Raw genomic sequence first — 8,601 nt, 5'->3', positions numbered from 1 at the left:
GTCCCATCCGCACCCGCACCAAACGCCTTACAACGCCCATCCGCAGACAACGCCCGCTGACGCGAGAACTCCACGAACGTCGCCGGAGTCGACATCACCGTCACACCACCGGCCAGCGCCAAAGAGCACTCGCCCTGCCGCAGAGACTGCACCGCCATATGAAGAGCCACCAGCGACGACGAGCACGCCGTGTCGACCGTCACCGCCGGCCCTTCCAGGCCCAGGACATAGGAGACGCGGCCCGAGGCGACACTGCCCGCGCTGCCGTTGAGCATCAGACCCTCGAAACCCTCCGGTGCGGACGCACCCAGACGGGTCCCGTAGTCGTGGTACATCACACCGGTGAACACACCCGTGGACGAACCCCGCAGCGACCGCGGATCGATCCCCGCCCGCTCCACCGCCTCCCACGACACCTCAAGCAGCAACCGCTGCTGAGGATCCATCGCAGCCGCCTCACGCGGCGAGATACCGAAGAAACCAGGATCGAACAACGCCGCGTCATGAAGGAACCCGCCCTCACGCGCATAACTCGTCCCCACACGATCCGGGTCAGGATCGTAGAGAGCCTCCACATCCCAACCACGATCCCCCGGAAACCCCGAGACCACATCCCGACCATCCGCCACCAGATCCCACAAACCCTCCGGCGACACCACCCCACCCGGATAACGACACCCCACCCCCACAATCGCAATCGCCTCGCGGGAAGCCCCGGCGAGTTGTCGGTTCTCCTTACGCAGGCGCTCCGTCTCCTTCAGGGAGGAGCGGAGCGCCTCGATCACCTTGGGGTCGTTTCCAGACATGGCGTGAATCCTCTGCGGATGAAGCCGGAGGCCGCGGCCTCCGGTAGTTCGTAGGTGCGCACCCGGGTCACCGGAGCGTTCGACGCGAGCGCGGCGGCGTGGCCCTCCGGGGCAGGCAAGTCGTACAGGTGAACGGGGGCGTCCGGCCAGCCGGTCACCGGTCCGGCGGACACCAGTGGGCCGCTCACGTCGAGGTGACGCGGGCTGGCGCGCAAGCCGAGGCCGGTGAGCTTCATCGCTGCTTCCTTCCGTGTCCACGCGGTCAGGAATCCGCGGGTCCGGTCGGAGGCGGGCAGCGTCGCGAAGCGCTCCTGCTCGCCCGGCGTGAATGCCGTCCTGGCGAGGCCGTCGACGTCCCGGATGGAGGTGCCGCTCTCGATGTCGACGCCGACGGCTCCGTACCCGGTCACGGCGATGAGCAGGTGCTCGCTCGTATGCGAGACGGAGTAGTCGACCGGGGCCGGGGTGCCGTGCGCGAAGCACGGCCGGCCGTGAGGGATGGCGGTCGGGGTTTCGCAGTGGTCACAGTCACGCGTGATCACAATGCCGCCGGGCGGCAGTCCCAGGTAGTGGGCGCCGACGAGGCGCTGGGCCGCGCGGGAGGTGACGAAGACTTCACGTGCGGGGCCGGCGGCGAAACGGTCGGCGCCCGCGCGTTCCTCCCTGTCCAGGAGGGTCAGCCAGTCGGGGCGCTCCCGTACGGGTACGTGCCAGAGGTGGCACTCTCCGGGCGCGGGTATCGTGGATGCGGAATACCCGGACGCGGCGACCTCCGGCGTCCGGCTGCCCGGCGCATGAATCCCCGGCGAAGAAACCCCCAGCGCCCGGCCCTCGCCCCCGTACCGCTCCTCCGTCACGGCCGAGGCCCGTCCGTCCTGCGGTCCAAGGATTGCAGCAAGTAATCGACTGCTGAGGCTAGTTGGGGGTCCTCGTCGGTGGTGGCGCTCTGGGGTGGGTAGACGACTTCGATGTCGGGGGTGACACCGTGGTTCTCGAGGCGGTCGCCCACTTCGTTGAAGTAGAAGCGGAATTCGGGCTGGGTGGTGATGGTGCCGTCGACCAGGGGGTGGCGGGGCCAGGTGGCGATGACGCCGCCCCAGGTGCGGTTTCCGATCAGCTGGCCGAGGCCACGGGCGCGGAAGAGGTGGCTGAAGATCTCGCCGTCGGAGCCGGTCTGCTCGTTGACGAGGGCGACGGTGGTGCCGCGCGGTGATTCGGGCGGATAGGGCGCGCCACCGCTCCAGCGGCCGTGTTCGACGCCGGACCTGGGTCGGGCGAGGCGGTCGAGGATCAGTGGGGAGACGTGGCCGCCGCTGTTGAACCGGACGTCGACAACGAGGCCTTCGCGGTCGGATTCGGCGATGAAGGCGCGGATGAACTCGGTGTAGCCGGTGCAGTTCATCTCGGGCACGTGGATGTAGCCGAGCCGGCCCTGAGAGGCGGTGCGGACGTACGCGCGGTTGTGCTCGGCCCAGTCGCGATAGCGGGCGCCGCCTTCGTCGGCGATGGCACGGACGACGACCCGGCGGGGTGGTTCCGCGGCACGGAGCAGGGTGAGTTCGACTTCGGCTCCGGCCTGACCTACGAGGTGCTCGCCGGGGCCGGCGGGGCCGACGGGGCGGCCGTTGATCGCGGTGACGAGGTCTCCAGCGCGGATGCCCAGGCCGGGACGGCCGCAGGGTGAGGTGGCGTCGCGGTTCCAGGGGTCGCCGTGCAGGATGCGGCGAATGCGCCAGCCGGGGTCGGCATCCTGGGCGGGGACGGTGTCGTCGTCCCAGTCGACGCCGAGGAAGCCTTGGGCGTGGTGCTCGGGGCGGAGGTAGTCGCCGCCCTGCTCGTAGGCGTGCGAGGTGGCCAGTTCGCCCTGCATCTCCCAGAGGAGATCGGAGAGTTCGGCACGGGTGGCCACCCGGCTGACGAGGGGCAGGTAGCGGTCGTAGACGGCCTGCCAGTCGACTCCGTCCATCTCGGCGTTCCAGAAGTTCTCCCGTTGGAGGCGCCAGGCCTCACGGTACATCTGATGCCATTCGGCGGCCGGCGTGAGGGCGATCTTGATCCGGTCGATGTCGATCCAGCCGCTCTGGCGGCCGGGCGGCTCGTGGGGTCCGTCGTGTTCCGCGGCGGTCTCCTGCGCGGTGGCCGCGTCGAGGACCCTGAGGCGGTTTCCGGAGTGGTACAGCAGCATCCCGGCGTCGGGGGCGGCGGTGATGTCGTCCACAGGGCCGAGGTACTCCTCGGTGACCTCGCCGGTGGTGAGGTCGACATGGGTGATGGTTCCGTCAGGGGCGGTCCCGGGGGCGTCGGTGTCCGGGGCGGCGACGGGTACGGAGAGCAGGAGGACCTTGTCGTGCAGGCCGGTGACGCTCACGTAGCGGCCTTCGCGAACGGGCAGAGGGACGGCACGGTACTGGATGCCGTCGAGGTCGACAGTGACGTGTTCGGCTCGGGTGGACGGCTGTCCGTGCGGTTCGTGGCCGGGGACGAAGGCCGGGAGGTCGTCGGCGCGGAGCGAGACCAGGTAGGGGCGTGCGCCGAAAGGGAAGCCGACGTCGAACTTGACCTGGTCATACTCGGGCCGCAGGTCGCGCTGGCCGATGAAGTACAGGTAGCGGCCGCCCGGGTCGAAAGTGGGCATGTAGTCCCGCAGCACGGGCGTGGTGACGGGGTGGGTACGGCCGGTCGCTACCTCGGCGATCCGGATCGCGGTGGTGCGCGGGGTATCGGGGTAGGTGTAGGCGAGCCAGCGTCCGTCCGGGGACCAGGTGAGGTCCTCGATGCGTTCGTGGAGGCTGGTGTCGATGAGGCGGGCTTCCAGTTCCGGGGCGTCAGTGTCGGTGCCGGTGATCCAGAGTTGCTGGCGATTGTTGGCGAAGGCGACGAGACCACCGGTGGGGGCGGGGACGACTTCGGTGATGAGGCCGGCCCCCTGGACGGGGAGCTCGATCTCGGCGGGTCCGACGCCAGGGCCGTCCGTGGTGCCGCCGGCCGTGAGGACGACAAGTCGTTCGTCGGGGCGTTCGTCGGCGGCGACCGCGACGAGGCGGCGGCCGTCGGCGAGCCAGGCGGCGTGGCTGTAGCGGACTCCGTCGGGTGTGCCACAGGGGTAGGCGGGACCGCTCCAGTGGGCGAAGGTCGTCACCTTGCCGCGGGCGACGAGGGCCGTGCGGGTGCCGTCCGGGCTGAGGCGGGCGCTCTCCAGGGAGTCGGCGGCGGCCACGAACCGGCGGGCGTGCTGGGTGCCCGAGGGGGTGAGCCGAACGTCGAGCGGCTCGTGCCGGCCCGTGGCAGGGTCGAGCAGGTGGAGGGCGCCGCCGGCATGGTAGGCGAGCCGCCGTCCATCGGTGGTGAGGTTGCGGGCGTAGAAGTCCCGGTGGTCGGTGTGCCGGTCCAGGCCGGTGCCGTCGGTGGCACAGGAGTAGACGTTGCCAACGCCCTCGTGGTCGCTGATGAAGTGGACGCGGTCGCCCACCCAGCAGGGTGAGCCGAGGTTGCCGGGGAGTTCTAGGAGCTCGTGGAACTTTCCGCTGCCGGTAGGGTCGATCCAGAGCTGCCCGGCGGCGCCGCCGCGGTAGCGCTTCCAGCGGGCCGGTTCGGCGTTGGCCCGGCCGAGTACGGTGCCGCCGTCGGGTCCGAAGGCGAGGGCGTTGGCGGGACCGTGGTCGAACAGGCGCGGGCGACCGCCGGTGGCGGGGACGGCGAACAGCCGGAAGCCGAATCCGGACGGCTGCTCGGCGGTGCTGGCATAGACGATCTCCCCGGTGTGCGGGTGCCAGCCGACGACGGCGCAGCGGGCCGCGGCCTGGTGGGTGAGACGCCGGGCGGGGCCGCCGGCGAGCGGCATGACGTAGACCTCGGCGGGTCCGTCGTCCGCGCCGACGAAGGCGACGTGGCGGCCGTCGGGGGACAGCCGGGGGCGGTCGGCTTCGCAGACGCCGGCGGTGAGCCGGGCGGCCTGCCCCGCAGGGGTCGTCATGCGCCACAGTTCGTCCTCGTACACGAAGACGAGGGTGTCGCCGTGGAGGGTGGGGTGGCGCAGGTAGCCGCCGGGGGTGAGGGAGCCGGTCATGAGGCGGGCCGTGTCATCGTGCGGATGCGGTCGGCGATTCGGCGTCTGCGTTCCTCTGCCTGGCGGAGGTGGGCGCGGACGTCCTCCTCGGTCTCCGACCAGTAGGAGGCGGCGCGCCACTCCCCCACGGTGTACGAGTCGTACCGGGTGCGGACCTGGCGCTGAGCGGCGAGACCCTCCGCGCTGTGCATCATCGTGTTGTGTTCGAGGACCTGGTTGATGGTGACCTGCATGTTGAGTTCCAGCCGGATGTAGGTGTGCGCTGCGGTGATCGCAGCCGCGCCGTACAGGCCGCGGTACCGGGGCAGGATGCCGTAGGAGATCTCGCAAACCTGGGCGCGCCAGTCGATGGAGGTGATCCAGGCGAAGCCGACGACCTGTTCGCGAGGGCCACAGAGGGTGTAGATCTGCTTGGTGTGGTGTTCCTTGGCGATGCAGTGGCGCTGGTTGGCGTCGAGGGCGTCGTCGCCGGTGATGGCGGCGGCGTCGGTCAGGTTGGCCTGGAAGCGAGATTCGAGCAGGAGTCCACTGCGAAGCGGGATGTCCGCCTCGGTGAAGTGCCTGAGGGTTACGGACGACATGCGACCTCCGCGCTCGCGAAGTACACCGGGACATCCTGGTGACGGCCAGCCTGGAAGTGGTGGTCTTTCAGGTTTCCCACCTGGGTGAAGCCGCACTTCTCGAACGCGGGCAGCGTGGGGTTCCCGGAGGGCAGCAGAGCGACGTAGGACGTGATCCGGCGATAGGTGTCGAGGAACGCGAGGAAGGCGCGCAGCGGCTCGGGGTCCGCCGTGGTCGTGGCGACGTACACCTGGCGGAGCTGGTCCTCGTTGGTGAGACAGCCGACGAGTGCGCCGTCGGAGCGGAAGAACTGGGCTCCGGTGCGGGTGAGTTCCTTGACGAGGAGGGCGTCGTTCTGGGTGACGGGGTCGACACCGAGGAATCCGCGGCAGGCGTCTCCGGCGGCGCGGAGAGCGGTCACGGCTTCGGTGAGCGGGACGGGTCGAATGTCAGTCATTCCGGGTCACTCCCCAGATGTGCCGTTCGGCGGGGCGGCCGTCCAGCCAGATGGCGCCGGGTACGCTGGCTTCCGTGCGGAAGCCGGCGTCGGTCAGCGCGTCGGTCGGAGGCTGGGTCGCGGGGGTGACCCAGCCGTACAGCCGGCGCAGGTTGAGGACGCTGAGACCGTGCTCCACAGCTGCCGTGAGCAGGGGTGCGGCGGCGTGAACGGCATCTGGCCGCAGGCCGATCTCCAGGCGTGCCCGCCGGTGGACCCAGTCGATGGCGTGGTAGCGGACGAAGCCGGTGTCCGGGACGACGCAGAGTTCTCCGGTGTCCTCCCCCGGCGGGGGCACCGTGGTCGGGTCGGCGAGGGCCGGCCAGTCGGCGAGCGGCAGGCCGAGCAGTTCACCCGGCAGCCATGTTCCGGTGAGCAGCGGCCGATGGCTGCTCCGGTATCCCCTCAGTTTCATGATGTCGGCGCCCATATCCGTGAGAAGAAGCGGGTTCCGTACCGGCGGCCTTCGTGGAGGGTGACGTGGCTGAGGACGCCCTCGTCGGTGAGGCCGGCGGCGCGTGCGAAGGCGAGTCCACGTGCGTCGTGCTCGTCGATCCACACTGAGAGACGGACGAGTTCGCGGCGCCAGTGAACGGCTCTCACCACCTCGTCGAAGGCGGACTGCCACCAGGAGAGGGGGGCGGTCGAGGTGAGCCGGAAGTGGAGCATGAGCTGGGCCCAGTGTTCGCTGGCGCAGGCTTCCAGCGCCCACAGGCCGACGGGTACACCGTCGGCGAGGAGGAGGCGGGGGGCCTCGTCGAGGAGGGCGAGAATGTCGGCTTCGGAGCGGGTGTCGGGCTGGGCGGTACGGAAGTGGAAGTCGGCCTCGTCGAAGAATGCGAAGACCGTGTCGTGGTCGGCTTCGGTGAGGGGCCGGGCGGTCCAGGTCGGCGGCGGTACGGCCGTCTCCTCAGCCGGGGCGATGGCCGCTGTCATGGCCTGTTCCTTCCTGCGGGGTCAGGGGCGGAAGCGATGTGGAGCCGCAGGATGTTGCTGGTGCCGTCCATGAACTCGAAGGCGTGGACGTCGCGGCTCCACTTCTCCAGCAAGGGATGCTCCAGGAGGGATCCGGGACCGAGTGCGGCGGCGGCCCAGTGGGTGAGCCGGATGGCCAGGTCGGTGGCGTGGAGCTTGGCCACGGACGGGGAGCGCCTGTCGTCCGGGACGTGGTCGACGGCGTCGGCGGCGGAGTAGAGGAGCGCGCGGGCGGCGTCGAGCCGGGCGGTGACGACGGTGTCCTGGATGCCGGGCCGATGGGTGCGGACGTAGTCGTGGGCAGCGTAGGCGACGCCGAGGGCGAGTGCGCCGATCTGGACGCGCATGGCGTTGAAGGTGCGGCTCGCTCCCCACAGTCCGCGCCGGGAGGCGGGCAGGTGGCTGCCCAGCAGGTGCTCAGCGGGGACGGGCACGGCGTCGAAGGCGAGTGCGCTGATGCGGGCGCCGCGCAGGCCGGTCATGTCGAGGACCTGGCCGGTGAGGCCGGGGGACGGACGGCGTACGAGGGCGGCGCGGATGGACAGCGGACTGGGGCCGGTACGGGCGAAGACGACTCCTATGCCGCCGCGGGTGCCGTTGCTGATGTAGCGCTTGGCGCCGTGGAGGAGGTGCCCGCCGCCATCCCTGTCGAGGCGGCTGGCGAGCGCGGTGGCGTCGCTGCCGCGTTCCTCCTCGGTCATCGCGAAGAAGGTCCAGGTGCGGCCGTCGGCGATGGCGTCGTAGAAGAGCTCCCTCTGTGCGTCGCTGCCGAGGGCGTCGACGACGATCCCGGCGAGGGAGGGTCCGGGGTTGGCCACCAGCATGGCGGCGTCACCGCGGGCCAGTTCTACGGTGGCGACGACTCGTTCGAGGCAGGTAGCGGTGGCGTCGTCGCCCAGGTAGGGGACGGCATCGCGACGGAAGCGGGCCGGTGTGGTGGCGTTGCGGACGAGGGCGAGTGCCGGCGAGTCCAGGTGGGGCGCCATGGCGTCGGGATCTGAGTCGACGGCCAGGGCACGGTCGCGCAGGTCGGTGGCCACCTCGCGGCACAGGGCGCGCAGATTCCGCAGCGTCGGGGTCAGTTCGGTCATCGGTGCCCCTCCCGGAGGGTCCAGCAGTTGGCGACCAGGCGGGAGACGTAGGCGGTCGTCGCCTGACCTCCGCCCACGTAGCCGCTGGCGCCGAGGAGTTTCGTGGCTTCCCAGTCGAGTGCGGTGAGCCGGTCTTGGACGTCGGCGAGGTCGGCGATGTCATCGCCGGGCGCCGCGAGCCGGTGGCGGAGCACCTCGGTCTCGGTGATGAGGTCGGCGAGGGTTCCCTGAACCAGCTGCTTGCCGAGGGTGGGGTCGCCGCCGACGGTGCGGCCGCCGAGGTGGCGCACAGCGTGCTCGGTGAGGCGGCGGGTGGTGCCGAGGCGTACGGCGGCGAGGAGTCGGCCGAACCGCAGAGTGCACGCGGTGTCGACGAGCACGTGGCTCGGGTACCGGAGGAAGGAGATGCCTTCTCCGGCAGCCAGGGCGTGCGGAACGGTCGTGGCGCCCGCAGGCACCCGCGACGTGGGGACGGCGGCGACCGGCCCCGGCGGCGTGGTGACGTCCGCCTCGCGCAGCGCCAGTTCAAGGCCTGCTGCCAGTCCCTCGACGTGGGCGGTGCGCTCGCAAGCGTCGCTGATGTCCCCCATCGCGTCCTTCCTCACT

Annotated in this window: 9 protein-coding genes; all 9 read right to left on the bottom strand. The window is 70.7% G+C overall.

The window, feature by feature from the left end; all coding sequences use genetic code 11:
* The coding region (locus NLX94_RS37440; RefSeq protein WP_254387759.1) for a beta-ketoacyl synthase N-terminal-like domain-containing protein at positions 1–806 on the bottom strand (806 nt) is incomplete at its 3' end.
* Positions 782–1,663: a 4'-phosphopantetheinyl transferase superfamily protein gene (locus NLX94_RS39525; RefSeq protein WP_254387758.1), complete on the bottom strand. Its 882-nt coding sequence runs from the start codon at positions 1,661–1,663 to the stop codon at positions 782–784. The genes NLX94_RS39525 and NLX94_RS37440, both read right to left, overlap by 25 nt.
* Positions 1,660–4,872, bottom strand: a complete 3,213-nt coding sequence (locus tag NLX94_RS37430; protein ID WP_254387756.1) for a S41 family peptidase — start codon at positions 4,870–4,872, stop codon at positions 1,660–1,662. The genes NLX94_RS39525 and NLX94_RS37430 overlap by 4 nt, the downstream gene beginning before the upstream one ends.
* Positions 4,869–5,453 carry a GNAT family N-acetyltransferase gene (locus NLX94_RS37425; protein WP_254387754.1) on the bottom strand — a complete coding sequence of 195 codons (585 nt, stop codon included), beginning with the start codon at positions 5,451–5,453 and terminating at the stop codon, positions 4,869–4,871. Before NLX94_RS37425 ends, NLX94_RS37430 begins: the two co-directional genes overlap by 4 nt.
* On the bottom strand, positions 5,441–5,890 hold the full coding sequence (locus NLX94_RS37420) for a hypothetical protein (RefSeq protein WP_254387753.1): 450 nt from the start codon (positions 5,888–5,890) through the stop codon (positions 5,441–5,443). Before NLX94_RS37420 ends, NLX94_RS37425 begins: the two co-directional genes overlap by 13 nt.
* Positions 5,883–6,344, bottom strand: a complete 462-nt coding sequence (locus tag NLX94_RS37415) for a GNAT family N-acetyltransferase (RefSeq protein WP_254387752.1) — start codon at positions 6,342–6,344, stop codon at positions 5,883–5,885. The genes NLX94_RS37420 and NLX94_RS37415 overlap by 8 nt, the downstream gene beginning before the upstream one ends.
* Positions 6,341–6,865 carry a hypothetical protein gene (locus NLX94_RS37410; protein WP_254387751.1) on the bottom strand — a complete coding sequence of 175 codons (525 nt, stop codon included), beginning with the start codon at positions 6,863–6,865 and terminating at the stop codon, positions 6,341–6,343. Before NLX94_RS37410 ends, NLX94_RS37415 begins: the two co-directional genes overlap by 4 nt.
* Positions 6,862–7,995: an acyl-CoA dehydrogenase family protein gene (locus NLX94_RS37405; RefSeq protein WP_254387750.1), complete on the bottom strand. Its 1,134-nt coding sequence runs from the start codon at positions 7,993–7,995 to the stop codon at positions 6,862–6,864. Before NLX94_RS37405 ends, NLX94_RS37410 begins: the two co-directional genes overlap by 4 nt.
* A complete protein-coding gene (locus NLX94_RS37400) occupies positions 7,992–8,585 on the bottom strand; it encodes an acyl-CoA dehydrogenase family protein (protein ID WP_254387749.1) in 594 nt (197 codons plus the stop codon). The genes NLX94_RS37405 and NLX94_RS37400 overlap by 4 nt, the downstream gene beginning before the upstream one ends.
* Positions 8,586–8,601: the final 16 nt, after the last annotated feature.

Source organism: Streptomyces sp. TBY4 (assembly GCF_024213195.1).
GTDB lineage: Bacteria > Actinomycetota > Actinomycetes > Streptomycetales > Streptomycetaceae > Streptomyces.
Note: the sequence above shows the minus strand (reverse complement) of the source record. Positions and strands in the feature narration are given on the sequence as shown.